Origin of the sequence: Ornithinicoccus halotolerans, assembly GCF_009602535.1 — a bacterium.
Taxonomy (GTDB): Bacteria; Actinomycetota; Actinomycetes; order Actinomycetales; family Dermatophilaceae; genus Ornithinicoccus; species Ornithinicoccus halotolerans.
In genome coordinates, this window is record NZ_WIQI01000012.1 from 1 (window position 1) to 15289 (window position 15289).

The 15289-nt window shown below is 74.7% G+C and carries 15 protein-coding genes; 2 read left to right on the forward strand and 13 right to left on the reverse strand.

Annotation, left to right across the window (positions count from 1 at the left end; genetic code table 11):
- Nucleotides 1-133 precede the first annotated feature (133 nt).
- Together GFJ45_RS04320 and GFJ45_RS04325 are read right to left on the reverse strand one after the other, a co-directional pair.
- Entirely contained in the window at nt 134-1072 is a 939-nt protein-coding gene (locus GFJ45_RS04320; RefSeq protein ID WP_228386478.1) for a phosphatidate cytidylyltransferase, read from the reverse strand.
- A 3-nt stretch (nt 1073-1075) separates the two neighbouring features.
- Nucleotides 1076-1675, reverse strand: a complete 600-nt coding sequence (locus tag GFJ45_RS04325; protein ID WP_153394532.1) for a CDP-alcohol phosphatidyltransferase family protein — start codon at nt 1673-1675, stop codon at nt 1076-1078.
- 65 nt (nt 1676-1740) lie between these two features.
- Here GFJ45_RS04325 and GFJ45_RS04330 point away from each other — a divergent pair, with 65 nt between their 5' ends.
- Together GFJ45_RS04330 and GFJ45_RS04335 are read left to right on the forward strand one after the other, a co-directional pair.
- Complete coding sequence (locus tag GFJ45_RS04330; RefSeq protein WP_194288515.1) at nt 1741-2559, forward strand: spermidine synthase; 819 nt, start codon at nt 1741-1743, stop codon at nt 2557-2559.
- A 61-nt stretch (nt 2560-2620) separates the two neighbouring features.
- Nucleotides 2621-3400 carry a glycerophosphodiester phosphodiesterase gene (locus GFJ45_RS04335; protein ID WP_153394534.1) on the forward strand — a complete coding sequence of 260 codons (780 nt, stop codon included), beginning with the start codon at nt 2621-2623 and terminating at the stop codon, nt 3398-3400.
- 3 nt (nt 3401-3403) lie between these two features.
- On the opposite strand, the gene GFJ45_RS04340 is transcribed toward GFJ45_RS04335, so the two are convergent.
- From GFJ45_RS04340 to GFJ45_RS04390, 11 genes are all read right to left on the reverse strand, one after another.
- Nucleotides 3404-5377, reverse strand: a complete 1974-nt coding sequence (locus GFJ45_RS04340) for a DUF6541 family protein (protein WP_153394536.1) — start codon at nt 5375-5377, stop codon at nt 3404-3406.
- Complete coding sequence (locus GFJ45_RS04345) at nt 5374-6726, reverse strand: nucleotide sugar dehydrogenase (protein ID WP_153394538.1); 1353 nt, start codon at nt 6724-6726, stop codon at nt 5374-5376. The genes GFJ45_RS04340 and GFJ45_RS04345 overlap by 4 nt, the downstream gene beginning before the upstream one ends.
- A 90-nt stretch (nt 6727-6816) precedes the next feature.
- A complete protein-coding gene (locus GFJ45_RS04350; protein ID WP_153394540.1) occupies nt 6817-7908 on the reverse strand; it encodes a glycosyltransferase in 1092 nt (363 codons plus the stop codon).
- A complete protein-coding gene (locus tag GFJ45_RS04355; protein WP_153394542.1) occupies nt 7901-9031 on the reverse strand; it encodes a glycosyltransferase in 1131 nt (376 codons plus the stop codon). The genes GFJ45_RS04350 and GFJ45_RS04355 overlap by 8 nt, the downstream gene beginning before the upstream one ends.
- A 78-nt stretch (nt 9032-9109) precedes the next feature.
- The gene (locus tag GFJ45_RS04360; protein ID WP_153394544.1) at nt 9110-9412 is read right to left on the reverse strand and encodes a UBP-type zinc finger domain-containing protein; all 303 of its coding nucleotides are present in this window, start codon (nt 9410-9412) and stop codon (nt 9110-9112) included.
- Between the two features lie 46 nt (nt 9413-9458).
- Entirely contained in the window at nt 9459-10811 is a 1353-nt protein-coding gene (locus GFJ45_RS04365) for a dihydrolipoyl dehydrogenase family protein (RefSeq protein ID WP_153394546.1), read from the reverse strand.
- Between the two features lie 21 nt (nt 10812-10832).
- Complete coding sequence (nhaA, locus tag GFJ45_RS04370) at nt 10833-12725, reverse strand: Na+/H+ antiporter NhaA (RefSeq protein ID WP_153394548.1); 1893 nt, start codon at nt 12723-12725, stop codon at nt 10833-10835.
- 138 nt (nt 12726-12863) lie between these two features.
- Entirely contained in the window at nt 12864-13001 is a 138-nt protein-coding gene (locus GFJ45_RS04375) for a hypothetical protein (RefSeq protein ID WP_153394550.1), read from the reverse strand.
- 67 nt (nt 13002-13068) lie between these two features.
- Nucleotides 13069-13992: a DMT family transporter gene (locus tag GFJ45_RS04380; RefSeq protein ID WP_323368708.1), complete on the reverse strand. Its 924-nt coding sequence runs from the start codon at nt 13990-13992 to the stop codon at nt 13069-13071.
- Nucleotides 13993-14224: 232 nt separating this feature from the next.
- Nucleotides 14225-14803: a dihydrofolate reductase family protein gene (locus tag GFJ45_RS04385; RefSeq protein ID WP_153394555.1), complete on the reverse strand. Its 579-nt coding sequence runs from the start codon at nt 14801-14803 to the stop codon at nt 14225-14227.
- A gap of 34 nt (nt 14804-14837) precedes the next feature.
- Nucleotides 14838-15236, reverse strand: a complete 399-nt coding sequence (locus tag GFJ45_RS04390; protein ID WP_153394557.1) for a hypothetical protein — start codon at nt 15234-15236, stop codon at nt 14838-14840.
- Nucleotides 15237-15289 lie beyond the last annotated feature (53 nt).

The following is a 15289-nucleotide window of genomic DNA, read 5'->3' on the forward strand; positions in this document are numbered from 1 at the left end:
ACCAGCGGGGTCGCGGCACGCCACAGCAGGTGCCGCGCCCACGCCGCGCCGAGCCGGGGCGCCCGCGAGGCGGGCGCGACCGGGTCCGTCCGGTCCGGTGTCATCCCCGCTCCCTTCGCGCGCCTGCTGGGCACTATGCCAGCACCGCCGCCAGCGGCAGCACCACCAGCAGCGAGTCGATCCGGTCCAGCAGCCCGCCGAAGCCGGGGAGCCAGGACCCGGCGTCCTTGACCCCCGCGCGCCGCTTCAGCATCGACTCCAGCAGGTCGCCGGCCACCCCGCCGAGGGCCACCGCCAGCACCAGCCCCCACGACAGCGACCCCAGCACCAGCAGTATCAGCACCGTGCCCGCCACTGCCCCGGCCAGGCCCCCGAGCGTCTTGTTCGGCGACAGCGGGGACAGCGGGCGGCCCGCCCAGCCGAACCGCCGCAGCGCGGTCCCCCCGACGTAGGCGCTGACGTCGGCCGCCGCGGCGGCGAACACGACGAGGAAGGCGTCCTCCCACAGCACCACCAGGTGGGCGATCGACCAGCACAGCCACACCGAGCCGAACGCGGTGAACGCCGACCGCTCCAGCCCGTACTCGGTGTCCCCGGCCAGCAGCGTCGGCAGCGCACAGCCCAGCGCCACGACCGGGGCCAGCAGCAGCAGGTCCGGCCACTGCCAGGCGGCGAGCGGGTAGAGCACGGCCAGGCCGTACAGCAGCAGCGCCTCCGGGCGCGGCAGCCGGACCAGCAGCACGAACTCGCGCACCGCCAGCACCGCCAGCAGCACCGCCAGCACCGCCGTGGTCGGCCGGCCGGCCCAGATCGGCAGGCCGACGACCGGTGCGATGAGCACCCACGTGGTCCAGCGCCGGCGCAGCTCGGCCCGCCGGGTCGCCGCGACCGCCAGGCCGCCCAGGGCCAGCACCGCGAGCGTGACGTAGAACAGGAAGACGCCGCGCCCCTCCACCTGCAGCCCGAACGGCAGCACCAGCGTCAGCACGCGGTCGTGGTGCAGCAGCAGGTCCCACCAGTGGCCGAGGTCGAACGGGCCGGACAGGCCGGACAGGCCGGACAGGCTGGGCACGGCTCAGCCCTCCCGGTCGGCCAGCTCGGCCCGCACGCCCCGCAGCCGGGTCAGCGCGGTCAGCACGGAGCCGGCCACCAGCAGCACGGACACCGGCACCAGCCAGGAGGGCACCGCGCACGCCAGCACCGCCAGCGCGCAGCGCTCGGTCTTGCCCAGCGGACCCCCGTTGCGCCGGGCCGCACCCGCGCCGGCAGCGGCGAGGGACACGAACGTGGGCAGCGTCGCGGCGAGGGCGGCCACGAGCACCCACCCGAGCGGTTCGGGGCCCTCACCGGTGCGGGCCGCCAGCCAGGCCAGCCCCGCGAAGAGCAGCAGGTCGCTGACCCGGTCGCCCAGCTCGTTGACGACGAACCCCCACGGCCGGGACACCTCGCGCGCCCTGGCGACGGCGCCGTCCAGGTTGGCGCCGCCGAGCCGGGCCAGCAGCGCGAGCAGGGCCACCGGCCACCACCCCAGCCCCAGGGCGACGGCGGCCACGGCCGCCCCCAGCACCCCCAGCACGGTGAAGGCGTCCGGGGAGATCCCCCAGCGCACCGCCGCGTCGACCACGACCCCCAGCCGGGCGGTGTACCACGGCTTCAACGCATAGAGCCCCTGCACGGGCCCTGAGTGTGCCAGAGCAGGGGCCACCCTCACGGCGGGCCGCGCCGCAGTAGGCTCCGCCGATGGACCACGAGCGGCGACGGCTGCAGCTCGTCCGGGACGAGCGCGGCGGGCTCACCCTCCTGCTCGGTGGGCACCCGCAGTCGCACGTGCAGCCGGAGGACCCGGGCCTGCTGACGTTCGAGTACGTCCAGCACATCGCGCTCGTGCTCGACACCCTCGCGCCGGCCCCGCCGGCGCCGCTGCGCGTCACCCATGTCGGGGGCGGCGCGCTTACCGTCCCGCGGTACCTGCAGCACACCCGTCCCGGGTCGCCGCAGGTCGTGCTGGAGCCGGACACCGCGCTGACCGAGCTGGTGCGGCGCGAGCTGCCGCTCCCCCGTCGTCACCGCATCCGGGTGCGCCCGCAGGACGGGCTGGCCGGGCTGGGGGCGCTGCGGGACGGCTCGGCCGACGTGGTGGTCCTGGACGCCTACGACGGCGGCCAGGTGCCCGGCGAGCTCACCGGGGCGGCCACGGTCCGGGAGGCGGCCCGGGTGCTGGCCCCTGGCGGGGTCTACCTGGTCAACCTCTCCGACGAGCCCGGCTGGCGGCACGCGCTGCGGGTGGTCGCCACGGTCCGCCCGCTGCTGCCGCGGGTGGCGCTGATCGCCCTCTCCGAGCAGCTGAAGGGGCGCCGCTACGGCAACGTGGTGCTGGTCGCCTCGGCGGCCCCGCTGCCGGAGGCCGCGCTGGCCCGGGCGGTGCGCCGGGCGGCGCTGCCGACCGGCTTCGTCGGAGTCGCCGCGACTGCCCGGCGGGCCTCCGGCGCCGTCCCGTTCGGCGAGGTCGGCGAGCCGACCCCGCTGCCGTCGCTGCCGGACCGCTGGCGACGGCGCTGACGCCGCGTCACCGCCACCGGGCGATCTGCCGCCCCCGTGCCCTGTCCGTAGAGTGCCGGGTGTGCCCACCCTGCCCTACCTGGACCACCCCGGGCCGGTGCCGCTGGCGCACCGCGGCTTCTCCAGCACCGGTCTGGAGAACTCCCGCGCCGCGTTCGCGGCCGCCGTGGAGCTGGGCTACCGGTACCTGGAGACCGACGTGCACGCCACCGCCGACGGCATGGTCGTCGCCTTCCACGACACCCGGCTGGACCGGGTCACCGACCGGCAGGGCGCGGTCGCGGCGCTGCCCTGGGCGGAGGTCGCCCGGGCGCGGATCGGCGGCATGGAGCCGGTGCCGAGCCTGGCCGAGCTGCTGGAGGAGTTCCCCGCGGCCCGCTTCAACATCGACATCAAGGCGCCGGCCGCGGTCACCCCGCTGGCCGAGCTGCTGGAGCGCACCCGCTCCCACGACCGGGTGTGCGTGACCTCCTTCTCCGACCGTCGCCGGCTGGCGGCGCTGCGCCGGCTCAGCCGGCCGGTGGCGACCTCGGCCGGGCAGGCCGTGGTCGGCGGGCTGCTGGCGGTGCAGCGGCTCCCGCCGGCCGCCCGGGCACCGGTGGCGCGGCGGCTGCTGGCGGGGGTGCACCTGCTGCAGGTGCCGGAGCAGTTCGGCCGCGTGCCGGTGCTCACCCCCGCGGTGCTGGCCACCGTGCACGCTGCCGGCGTCGGCGTGCACGTGTGGACGGTCAACGACCGGGCCACCATGGTGCGGCTGCTGGACGCCGGCGTGGACGGCCTGGTGACCGACCGCGCCGACCTGCTCAAGGACGTGCTGCGGGAGCGCGGCGAGTGGGTGTAGCCGCTACCGCTCGCACCCGGTGAACCGCCACAGCGAGGCCTGCCCGCCCTCGTCCACCAGCTCGAACTCCGGGCCCCGCGGGCGCACCACCCGCAGCCCGGGCGTGGTCTCCTCCCACTTGGCGCCCTCCTCGAAGCTGAGGGTGTCGGTGTAGACGTGGGTGACCCCGAGCTCGCGGACCACCTCGCACACCTCGGGGTTGGTGCGCCACTCGTCGAACCGGGTGGCCAGCAGCACCAGGTCCGGACTGTCCGGGATCGGGCTGAGCTGGGGGTAGACCACGTCGACGCCGCTGCGCGCCAGCAGGTAGGAGGAGCCGTTGACGGGCTCGCCGAGCACGAGCGCGTCGTCGGGCAGCGTGTCGCGGGCGCGGTCGACCATCGCCAGCTCCTCCTTCTCCAGCATGGTGCCCCAGGCGATCGGCCAGTGGTTGTGCACCGAGGCCATCACCTCCACGTGGGTGGCCCACCGCAGCCCCGAGGTGAGGGCGATGATGAGCAGCACCACGGCGGCGGCGGCCACCGGCAGCGCCACGGCGGTCCGGCGGGCCAGCCACCGGGCCACCCACGCCGCGCCGCCCGCGGCGAGCACGACCGCCGGGATCACCAGCAGCTGGTTGACGCGGGAGGGCTGGGTGTACCAGAACCCCGAGACCACCCGCAGCGGGTTCTCCGGCGGGCCGGCCGCCAGTAGCGTGACCACGGCGGCGGCCAGCAGCGCCACCACCAGCCACCGCGCCTGGGTGCGCCGCACCGCCTGCCAGGCGCCGACCACCACCAGTGCGGTCACGGCCAGGTTGACGGTGCGGACCGGGTAGACGTAGATCAGCGGGTGGTCGATGAGCAGGCTCGCCACTGGGCCCCAGTAGCTGTCCTGGCCGCCGCGCTCGTAGTCGAGGATCGCCGCCACCGGCGGGAACGTCACCAGGAAGACCAACAGCCCGGCGCCACCGACCACGGCCACCACCCCGGCGGTCCCGACCAGCACCCGGTGGCCCCGCCGCCAGATCCGGCGGCCTTGCCGGACCAGCAGCACCGCCAGCAGCGGGCCGGCCAGCAGCAGCCAGGAGAACAGCCCGGAGCCGTGGGCCAGCACCACCCCGCCGAGCGCGGCCAGGAACCCCAGCAGGTGGACGGCGTGCAGCGCCAGCCGCTGGTCGCCGCGCAGCGCCGCGATCATCAGTGCCAGCGTGCCCGGCAGGCAGCCGGTGCTCAGCGCGAACGGGTAGACGCCCAGCATCGAGACCGCGACCACCGGGAAGGTGACGTAGGTCGCGGCCACCACCGGCGTCAGCACCACCGGCAGTGCCCGCGACGGCCAGACCACCCGCGACAGCGCCACCAGCCCGGCGATCCACACCACCGCGGCCAGCACCACGCTGGCCCCGTTGGCGGCCTCGGTGACCCGGGAGAAGCCGGGCGCGATCGCGACCAGCCCGTGCCAGACCGCCGGGTAGTAGGGCGCGACCTGGTCGTTGTACAACGGCGCCAGGCCGCCCAGGCTGGAGGCGTTGCCGGTCTCCCGGATGAACCACAGCGCGTTGAGGTGGAACACCCCGTCCCAGGCCTGCAGCGGCATGTCGGCCCGGCCGATCCCGGCCATCATCGCCGCCGCGAGCGTGCCGCCGCCGAGCGCCCAGGTCAGCGCCAGCCAGCCCCGCTCCGCCGACCGTAGCGGCCGCCGCTCCCCCGCGACGCGCAGCCCGTCCGGTTCGTTGACCGTGCCCAGCATCCGCCCGATGACCGCCGCGAGCGCCAGCAGCACCAGGCAGCCGAGCAGGAACGTGACCAGCGTCCACGGGAGCCCCACCAGCGGGTAGCCGATCGCCAGCACCCCGGACACGCCCGTGGTGACGGGGGCGGCGGCGCCCCAGGCGACCAGCCCCCGCACGCCGACCAGCCGCAGCAGGCCGTACCCGGGCAGCACCCACAGGGCCGCCAGCCCGAGGATCCCGGGCAGGACCGCCCACCAGCTCATGGGGCGGTGGCGGCGGTGGCGCCCTCGGTTCCGCGGTCACCCACCGGCAGCTCCCCGCCGCCGATCGTCAGCCGCGGGGTGCCGGCCCACGCGGCGGGGTCGGTGGTGCGCCGGCCGTCCAGCAGCAGCCGGATCCCGGGCAGGTCCGCGGGGGTCAGTGCGGCGTACTCGGGGTGGTCGGCCTGCAGCAGCGCGGCGTCGACCGGCTCGCCGAGGTGGTAGGGGGTCCAGCCGTAGCCGGCCAGCTCCTCGTCGGTGTACATCGGGTCGTGCACGGCCACCTCGGCGCCCCGCTCGCGCAGCGCCTCGACGGTGTCGAACACCCCGGAGAAGGCGGTCTCCTTGACCTTGCCGCGGTAGGAGGCTCCCAGGACCGCCACCCGCAGCCCGGCCAGGTCACCGAGGACGGAGGCCACCCGGGCGACGGCGTAGCCGGGCATCACCGCGTTCGCGGCACGCGCCTGCCGGACCACGGTGGCCTCCGGGTCGGTGGCCAGGTACAGCCGTGGGTAGACCGGGATGCAGTGCCCGCCGACGGCGATGCCGGGCTGGTGGATGTGGCTGTAGGGCTGGGAGTTGCAGGCCTCGATGACCTTCTGCACGTCGATGCCGACCTGGTCGGCGAAGACGGCGAACTGGTTGGCCAGGCCGATGTTGACGTCGCGGTAGGTGGTCTCGGCCAGCTTGGCCATCTCGGCGGCCTCGGCGCTGCCCATGTCCCAGACCCCGTTCGGGCGGGGCAGGTCCGCCCGGTCCTCGAAGGTCAGCACCGCCTCGTAGAACGCCACGGCCGCGGCGGCGCCGACCTCGGACAGCCCGCCCACCAGCTTGGGGTAGGCGCGCAGGTCGGCGAAGACCCGCCCGGTCAGCACCCGCTCGGGGCTGAACACCAGGTGGAACCCGTCCTCGGCGCCCTCGGTCAGGCCCGAGCCCCGCTCCAGCATCGGCTTCCAGCGGCCGCGGGTGGTCCCCACCGGAAGCGTCGTCTCGTAGGAGACCAGGGTGCCCGGCGTCAGGTGCTCGGCGAGGCTGGCGGTGGCCTGGTCCATCCAGCCGAAGTCGGGCTGGCCGGTGGCCTCGTCCACGAACAGCGGCACGACCAGCACCACCGCGTCCGCCCCCGGGACCGCCTCGCCGTAGTCCGTGGTCGCCCGGAGCCGTCCCGCGGGCACCAGCTCGGCGAGCTTCTCGGCCAGCTGCGCCTCGCCGGGGAACGGCTCCACGCCCCGGTTGACCGTCTCGACCAGCTGGGCGTTGACGTCCACGCCGACCACCTCGTGCCCGGCGTCCGCGAACTGGACCGCCAGCGGCAGCCCGATCTTGCCCAGCGCGACGACGGCGATCCTCATGCGTGCTCTCCTGTTGGTCGGGTCGGTCGGGGTCGGTCGGGGTGGGTGGGGTGGCGCGGTGGTCCGGCCGGTCGGCTCCGAGGATACGCGTCAGCGGACCAGCAGGCTGGCCGCCATGAACCGCGGTGGCGCCTCCCGGTCGGTGAGGTGGCGCAGGTCACGCGGTAGCAGCGTGGCCGGGGTGCCGTGCCGTCGCCGGGCCCGGGCGCGCGCGACCAGCTCGGCGGCGGGCACGCCCGGGTCCGCGCAGGCGTCCAGCAGCGCCCGGTCCGCCCGTGACAGTGGCCCGGCGTACCCGGGCGCGGCCGCCTCCAGCGCCGCCGTGACCGCCGCCAGCTGGCGCCGCTCCGGCTCGTCCCAGAGGGCCGGCCGGTCCCGGTGCCAGACCAGCCCGAACACGTGGATCCGGGCCAGCTTGGTCACCACGGCCCGCCGGACCGCCGGCGGGTAGCCGGTGAACCACGCCTGTGTTAGCAGGTGGTCGACGAAGGCCAGCTCGGTCCCGACCGGTCGGGTGGCGTAGGTGACCCGGTCCGCCGCGTCCACCCCGATCTGGTACGGCGGGCCGCCGCGGTCATAGGCCACGGCGGTCTCGCACCACAGCCGCGTGACGTACGGCACGTCGTCGCCCACCGCCAGCCCCTCGACCAGCTCGGCGCCGAGTCGCGCCCGGGCCGCCGTCGACACCAGCCCCAGCGGCGCGCTGCGGTAGCTGAGCCGGTCGCGCACCGGGTCCAGCACGCCCCGTCGCCATGGCCTGGTCGGCGGGGTGCGCACGATCCGGTGGCCCGACCCGATCACCAGCCGGGAGACCACCGTCTCCGCGCCGGTCCGCCGGGCCAGCGCCAGCCAGGAGGCCACGGCGCCCTCCGCCAGCGTGTCGTCGCTGCCCATGATGGAGACGTAGCGGCCGCGCGCGGCCCGCATCCCGGCGTTGAACGGGCCGGCGGGGCTGCGCCGGTCGTCATGGTGCTCCAGCCACCGGACCCGGTCCCGGTGCCGCCCGGCGACCCCGGGCGCGATCCGGTCGGTGCTGGTGTTGTGGCACACCACGGTCACCGACGCGACGTCGCCGTTGCCGTCGAGGACGCTGGCGACCGCCTGCCCGATCGGGCGCTCGGGGGTGTGCACCGCGATGACTACCTCGACCGGGCTCGGCGCCTGGGCGGCGGCCTCAGCCACGGCTCTCCCACACCTGTGCGGCCAGCGCGTAGCCCTCGTCGTAGCCCCGCCCCACCGTGTCCGGGTCGAACCGGTCCCCCACGGTGGCGGCGATCTGGCCCGCGGTCATCCCCGCGGTGCCGGCCAGTACCCGCTCCACCGCGTCGGCGTAGGCGCCCGGCTCCTGCACCGGGACCGTCTCACCGACCCGGGGCGCGATGTACTCGCCCTGCCCGCCGGTCGACCCGACCACCACGGGCCGGCCGCTGACCAGGGCCTCGGCGCAGGAGACGAAGAAGTTGTCCCCGCGGGTCGGGCCCAGGAACAGGTCGGCGTCGGCCAGCTCGGCCAGCACGCCGGACCGGTCCAGGGAGCCGGTGAGCCGCACCCCGTCGGCTACCCCCAGCGCCGCCGCCCGCTGCCGCACCGCTGCCGCGAGCTCGCCCTCACCCACCAGCGTCAACCGGGCGGGACGCCCGCGGCGCCGCAGCTCGGCGACCACCTCGACAGCCAGCACCGGGTCCTTCCGCTCCACCAGCGCGCCGACCGAGACCAGCCGGATCTCGCCGTCCCCACCACCGCGCCGCTCCGGCACCCGCTCCAGCGGCGGGACGATGCACGGCACGACCACGGTGGGCCGGCCGCCCCGCACCGCCCTGACCGGCTGGGCCAGGTAGTCGACCACCGTGGTGACCACGTCGGGCCGCCCCAGCAGCGGGCGCAGCGCCGGCAGCATGGCCCGCCAGCTGCGCGGCAGCGTCTGCGGCGCGGTCAGCCCTGACCAGTGCTCGGTGTGCACCCACGGCCCGGACGGCCGCCACCACGCCAGCGGCAGCAGCGAGGAGAACGCCATCGTGTGCACCAGGTCCGCGTGCCTGGCCAGCCCCCGCAGCACCGCTCCGGCGCGCAGCACCTGGTCCGGACGCTGGGTCCCCATCGGGACCCGGCTCACCGGCAGCCCGCCGACCTGGTCCCGGTCCGGGTGCAGCCGGTCCCCGGCCGCTACCTGCTCCGGCGGGACGAGGTGCACCAGGTGCACGTCGTGCCCCCGGCTCGCGATCGCGGCGGCGTCCCTGACCACGAAGCCGCCCACCCCCGGGCGGCCGGCCGACGGCAGCCAGGTGGTGACGGCCAGCACGCGCATACCGGCAAACCTACCGGTCGGCGCAGCAGCCTCGGGCCCGGTGCCGGGGCCGGCCGGGTCCCTGGCACACCTCGGGGGCTACCCGGCCGAGTACGACGGCGCCGGGTCGGCGCCGGGCACGTCGAAGGCCAGGCTGTCGGGGTAGCACCACCACCAGTTCTCGCCCGGCTCGAAGGACCTGACCAGGGGATGCTCGGGGTTGCCGTGCCAGTGCGCGCTGGCGTGCCGGTTCGGTGAGCTGTCGCAGCAGCCCACGTGGCCGCACGACATGCAGACGCGCAGGTGCACCCACGAGTCCCCGGTCCGCAGGCAGTCCTCGCAGCCGTTGGCCGAGGGCGTGATGTCCCGGGCGTCGGCGAGGTGCTGGCAGGGTGCGTTCATGGCGACATCTCCTTGGCCGCGGTGGTGCCACCGACAGTAGCCGCTGTCAGCGGTGGAGCTGCTCGAGTGCGGTGAGGTAGCCCTCGCTGTAGGTCGGGAACTGGGCGACCTGGTCCAGGAGCCGCTCGACCGGGATCTGCGCGCCGATGGCCAGGGCCGCCTGGTGGATCCACTCGCTCGACTGCGGCGCGACGGCCCAGGCCCCGAGCAGCAGGCCCGTGTCCGCGTCGGCGACGAGCCCCAGTGCCCAGCCGGTGGGCTCCCGCTCGTGGGTCCAGGGCCGCGCCAGCGCCGCGGTGAGGTCGACCTCGGCGGTGGTGACCCGCCGCCCCTCGGCGGTGGCCTGCTCCTCGGTGAGTCCGACCGCCGCGATCTCGGGGTGGCCGAAGACGACCCGCGGGATGCTGGTGTAGCGGGCGGCCCGTGGCCGGCCCAGGATCGCGTCGACGGCGACGCGGGCCTGGTACTTGGCGACGTGAGTGAACGGCATGATCCCGGTGACGTCACCGATCGCCCAGACGCGTGAGCCGGCGTAGCAGCGCTCGTCCACCTCGATGGCCCCGCGCCCGTCGAGGTCGAGGCCGAGCGACGCCAGCCCCAGCCCGTCGGTGCGGGGCCGGCGGCCGGTGGCGAGCACGAGCACGTCCCCGCTGACGGTGGTGCCGTCGTCCAGCTCCAGCACGTGGTCGGTACCGTCACGGACGGCGCGGACCGGGGGGCTGCCGAGCCTGAGGTCGATGCCCTGGGCGCCGAGGTGCTCGGCGGCGAGCTGGCTGACCCGAGGCTCCTCGCGCCCCAGCACCCGCGGCCCGCGCCCGACGATGGTCACCTCGGACCCGAACCCGCGCAGGTACTGAGCCACCTCCACGGCGACCGGGCCCGCACCGACGATGACCACCCGGCCCGGGACCTCCTGCAGGTTCGTGGCCTCCCGGTTCGTCCACGCGGTGGCCGGGTCCAGTCCGGCGATGTCGGGCATGACCGGGGTCGAGCCCGTGGCGACGATGACGTGCTCGACCGACAGGAGCCGCCCGTCGACCTCCACGGTGCCGGGGGCGGTGATTTGGGCGGTGCCGCGGATGACGGTGGCGCCCTGCTCCTCGTAGCCGGCGACCTGCCGGCTGTCGTCGAGGTGGCGGACCATGTCGTCGCGCCAGGCGCGGGCGCTCTCCCAGTCGAGCGCGCCGGCCGTGATGCCGGGCGTGGCCGCCGTCTCCAGGGCGAGCTCGACGGGGCGCAGCAGCGTCTTGGAGGGGATGCAGGCCCAGTAGCCGCACTCGCCACCGATCAGCTCGCGCTCGATGATGACCACGGTCTTGCCGGCCTGCAGCAGCCGGGAGGCTGCTACCTCCCCGCCCGGGCCCATGCCGATGATGGCGACGTCGTACCGCTCGGTCATGCGTTGCTCCGTTCTCGTTGCTCAGCTGCCGCCCGGCACGTCCACCCGGTGACGGGAACCCTCCAGCGCCCGGGCCAGGGTCTCGGTGTCGTGCGGGCCGGTGTGCCGCGTGCTGCCGATGAAGAAGGTGGGCGTGCCGCGGGCGCCGCTGGCCTCTGCGCTGGCCACGTCGGCCCGCACGCGGGCGGCGGTCTGCTCGGTGTCGAGGGTGCGCAGGAAGGTCTCGACGTCGAGGTCGAGCTGTGCGGCGTAGCCGGCGATGTCGGCGTACTCCAGCTCGTCCTGGTGGGCGAAGAGCAGGTCGTGCATCTCCCAGAACCGGCCCTGTGCCTGCGCGGCGACCGCGGCCCGGGCGGCGAGCTCGGCGTGCGGGTGGACATCGACCAGGGGCAGGTGCCGGAAGACGTAGCGCAGGTCGGGGCCGAACTGCGCCAGCAATTCCTGCGCCACGCCGGTGGCACGGGCGCAGAACGGGCACTCGAAGTCGCCGTACTCCACCAGGGTGAGGGGGGCCTCCCGGTTGCCGCGGACGTGGTCGGTGTCCGGGTCGACGGGGCGGTCGAGGACCCGGGGGAGGTCGGCGTCGGTCTGCCCGCGGAAGACGGCCGCGGCGCGGAAGGCGGCCCACCCGAGACCGGTGGCCAGCACGGCAGCGAGCAGCACCCCGACCGTTGCCTGGTCCCGCAGCGCGGGGTCGTCGAAGGCGAGCCCGGCGATCAGCAGCGAGACGGTGAAGCCGATGCCCGACAACGCCGCTCCTCCGAAGACGTGTCCGAAGCCCACCCCCACCGGCAGCCCGCCCAACCCGGCGCGGACGGCGGCCAGCGAGACGAGTCCGACGCCGAGGAACTTGCCGATGACCAGCGCGGCCACCACCGCCCACGTCACCCGGGACCCCAGTGCCTCGGTGAGGACGCCGTCACGCAGGTCGACGCCGGCGTTGGCCAGGGCGAACAGCGGCACGATGACGTAGCTCGCCCACGGGTGCAGGGTGAGCTGGAGGCGCTCGTTGACCGACACCGCCTGGACCAGTCCCAGCCGTGCCCGCCGGCCCACTTCGACATCGGGTGACTGGCGGAAGGCGTGGAACCGGGTGGCGGCGCCCTCGACCGCCTCTCTGGCGGGCGCATGGGCCGCCACCAGCAGGCCGCCGAGCATCCCGGCGATCGACGCGTGCAGCCCGGCCTGCACCGTGGCCAGCCACAGCCCGAGGCCGACCAGCAGGTAGGGGGCGGCCCGCCACACGCCGAGCTGGCTCAGCAGGCCCAGCAGCGCGGCCAGGACCACCATGACGGCGATCGCCCCGAGGTCCAGCGCCTCGCTGTAGAACACCCCGATAACGCTGACCGCGACGATGTCGTCGATGACCGTGAGGGTCAGCAGGAAGATGCGCAGCTGGGTGGCGAACGTCGGGCCCACGACCGCGAGCGCGCCGAGCATGAAGGCGGTGTCCGTGCCGATGACGACGCCCCAGCCGTTGCTCGCCTCCCCGCCGGGGGCCAGCGCCAGGTACAGCAGCGCCGGCACAGCCAGCCCACCGATGGCGGCGGCCACCGGGACGGCAGCGCGACGCAGGTCGGTCAGCTCCCCGACGGAGAACTCCCGGCGCACCTCGAGGCCGATGACGAAGAAGAACAGCGCCATGAGCCCGTCGTTGACCCAGTGCTCCAGGTCCATCGAGAGCTCCCACCCGGCCACGGAAAGCGCGGCCTCGGCGTGCCACAGCGCCTGGTAGGTGCTCGACCACGGCGAGTTGGCCCAGAGCAGGGCGACGACGGTCGCGGCGAGCAGCATCACCGCCCCACCCGCCTCGGTGCTGAGGAAGCGGCGTGCGGGGGCGGCGAGCTGTGCCGTCAGGGACCGTCGACGGCACCGGGTCTGTCCCGGCCCAGCCGGACCGCGGCCCACGCGCATGGCCACATCCTGCTGTACGGGGAGATCGCCGTCATCACCCGCCTGCCGGGCCGATCGCGAGCGCGACCCCAGCTCCGACAGGGAGTGGGGGCGCGCTCGTCACGCGGGACGCCGGTCACGGCGTCCCTGACACCGGGGTCAGCGGGGGGTGGTGCCTCTGCGGCCGCGCATCTTGGCGACGGCGCCCTTCAGCTTCCGCTGGTTCTGCGGCTTGCGCGCTTCGGTGACGGCCTTCTTGGCCAGCCCGGCCTTGGCCAGTCCACTGAAGAGTCCCATGCTGGCTCCTTCGTCGTCGTTCGGCTGCCGCTCGCGTGGCGGCGTGGTTAGTCACCACCGTATGCCGTTAACGGTCGACTCGCCCGGTGACCGGCCGGTCGCCGAGGTGACACGCCGCCGCCGCGACAGCGGCCAGGATGACCAGGACCGCTCCGAGCCACTGCCGGTCGATGAGACGGTCGCCGAGGAGGTACCCGGCGGCGAGGCCGAAGACCGGCACCAGCGGCAGCAGGCTTCCCGCGGTCGACGCCGGCACGCCGCGGAGGCCGGCGACGAAGAACCAGAAGGCGAAGCCGTAGTAGACCATCCCGGATGCCGCCGCGAGTGCCCACGTGGCCAGGTCAGCGGGCAGGCCGAGCTCCGCGGCGCCGGTCACCGACGCGGTACCGGCAACGACGATGGCGAAGCACAGCGCCGCGAGCTGTTGCGCGAGGACCACGGCCAGCGAGCTGTCGTCGAGCAGCAGCCTGCGGGTGAGCACCGCATAGCACGCGCAGGCCGACACCGCGCCCACCGTCAGCACCACACCGGTGGCATCCCCGGATGCTCCCGGGCGGTAGGTCACCAGCAGCACGCCGACCATGGCCGTGATCACCGCTGCCGTCGTGGCTGGTGCGATCCGCTCTCGGAGCAGGACGACGGCGAGCAGCATGATCAGGATCGGCTCAGTGGCCCACAGCAGCACCGACATGCTGGCGGTGATGCTCACCAGCCCGAGCAGGCCGAGCGCGTACGCCAGGCCAGGGTTGAGGATGCCCAGGGCCGCGAGCGTGACGAGGGCTGGTGAGGGGGTCGGGCGGACCCGCAGCAGCAGCATGGCGAGCGTGAGGACGAGGGAGCTGGCGGCGAGCTCGACGGCAAGCAGGGTCAGTGGCGCGACGCCACGACCGAGGACGTGCTTGCTGAGCACGGTGCCGCACCCCCAGCAGGCGGTCGCGGCAACCAGCAGGAGGACATGACGGTACGACGATGGTGGGGACACGGCTGGCACTCCGGTCAGGGCGACGAGTGGATGGGCTCGGTGCTCGGCTGACGCGGGTCGCTGCGTCAGCGCTCGGGCCGCTTTGCCTCGTCGTCACAGCGGTCGTAGGAGGGCAGCCGGCAGCGCCGTCCAGCCGTCGGCGATCCGCCCATGGCGACCATCGTAGGTTCTCGCCGCTCGCCGCTACGGGAGACGCTGGTCGATGACTGTCGCCATGCCGGCCTGGACGCCTGCCGCCCGCCTAGTCACCGGCGGCAGATGGTCCCTCGAGCACGGTGGGGACGTACTCGAGCAGCTGCAGCCGCCCGTCGAAGGTGCGGCTGTCGACCAGGTCGAGGGCGAGGTCGGGGTACCCGGCGAAGATGGGGTCGCTCCCGGTGGCGCCGGTGATGACGGGGAAGATCACCACCCGAAGGCGGTCTACGACGCCGGCGTTGAGGAGGGACCGGCACAGGCTGAGGCTGCCGATGGTGCGCAGCGGCCGCGAGTCGCGCCGCTTCATATCCCGCACCGCCTCGACCGCGTCCCCGTCGACCAGCTCGGTGTTGCGCCATGACAACGGTGTCTCCAGGGTCGAGGAGAACGCCACCTTGGGCAACGCGGTCAACGCGGCGACCCCGGGGTCATCGGGAATCTCAGCGGCCAGCGCGGACATCAGCCGGTACGTGGTCGCCCCCATGAGGGCCACGTGCTCCTGCTCGGCTGCGCGCTCGATCCATGCCAGGTACTCGGGCCCCTCCATCCCCCAGTAGCCGGGCCAGCCCTCCGCGGCCCCGTAGCCGTCGAGTGAGGTGATGAAGTCGATCGTCAGGCTCACCATCGGACTGTCCTTCCGCCGGCACGTGTCCGAGGGATCAGGTGCCCCGGTCCCCACAGCGTTCAATCGTGGCATCCAGGCTTGCGTGGACTTCCTCCCAGTCGCCCTCTCCGATGCCCCGGGGGGCGAGCCAGCCGACGTCCTCGAAGGGGTTCTCCCCGTCGCCCTGCGGCGCCGCCACACCCAGCAACCCGGGGATGGCATGCAGCTCATTCCAGGCGCGGTCTTCGCCCACGGGACCCCAGTCAGCCTCGGTCTGGTGCCCCTCGCGCACCTTCTCGGCCAACGCGCACGCGTAGCTGACCTGCCCGGCCGCAGAGATGTCCGGCCCCGAGGTCCCGCGGCCCCACAGGAACCCGAGCGCGCACCCGATGACCAGCGTCGCTAGGGCAACGGCGACAGCTCCGGCAGAACCGACGGCCTTCGTTTGCGGCATCGGTGGCAACCCCCTCCTGGTCTGCGCTCCCGGTGCCCAACGGTAGTGGCCGC